At 67.2% G+C, this 628-nt stretch carries 1 protein-coding gene, 1 pseudogene and 1 other annotated feature; the gene and the pseudogene both read left to right on the top strand.

What is annotated here, in order from left to right:
* The first annotated feature begins 49 nt into the window (after positions 1-49).
* On the top strand, positions 50-379 hold the full coding sequence (locus ACFQQI_RS18295; RefSeq protein ID WP_378566762.1) for a transposase: 330 nt from the start codon (positions 50-52) through the stop codon (positions 377-379).
* Positions 337-465, top strand: a sequence feature (AL1L pseudoknot). (Overlaps the previous gene by 43 nt.)
* Positions 433-628, top strand: a pseudogene (locus tag ACFQQI_RS18290) (IS3 family transposase); the annotation flags it as partial. (Overlaps the previous feature by 33 nt.)

Genomic DNA, 628 nt, shown 5'->3' with positions numbered 1-628 from the left:
TGAACCGCCCCGGGATGTCCGGAGGCTTCATTAGTTGGAGGATGAAGTCATGGCACGTCCCAGCAAGTACCCCCGGGAGCTGCGTGAGCGCGCGGTGCGGGCGGTGGCCGAGTCGGTCGCGCAGGGCGAGTACCCCTCGGAGTTCGTGGCGATCCGCAATATTGCCGGGCAGCTCGGGCTCGGTTCGCCCGAGACGCTGCGCAAGTGGGTGCGTCAGGCGGAGGTCGATGGCGGCAGGCGTCCGGGGAAGACGACCGAGGAGATCGCTGAGATCCGGGAGCTGAAGAAGAGGGTCGCCGAGCTGGAGCGGGCGAACCAGATCCTGAAGTCGGCGTCGGCTTTCTTCGCGGCGGAGCTCGACCGCCAACCCAAGTTCTGATCGAGTTCATCGACCAGCATCGAGATCTGTACGGAGTCGAGCCGATCTGCCGGGTGCTCACCGAGCACGGCGTCAAGATCGCTCCGTCGACCTACTACGAGGCCCGCACCCGGGCGCCCTCGAAACGGGCGCTGCGTGATGCGGAGATCCTCGAGCTGATCCGGGTCGCGCGCGAGCACCGATTCCGTGCCCGGTTCGGCGCTCGCAAGATGTGGCTCCACCTGCGCGCACAGGGCCACGAGGTGGCTC

Source organism: Nocardioides sp. GCM10030259 (assembly GCF_042666375.1).
Lineage (GTDB): Bacteria > Actinomycetota > Actinomycetes > Propionibacteriales > Nocardioidaceae > Nocardioides.
The sequence above is the reverse complement of the archived record's forward strand: the minus strand, read 5'-3'. Positions and strand labels throughout refer to the sequence as shown.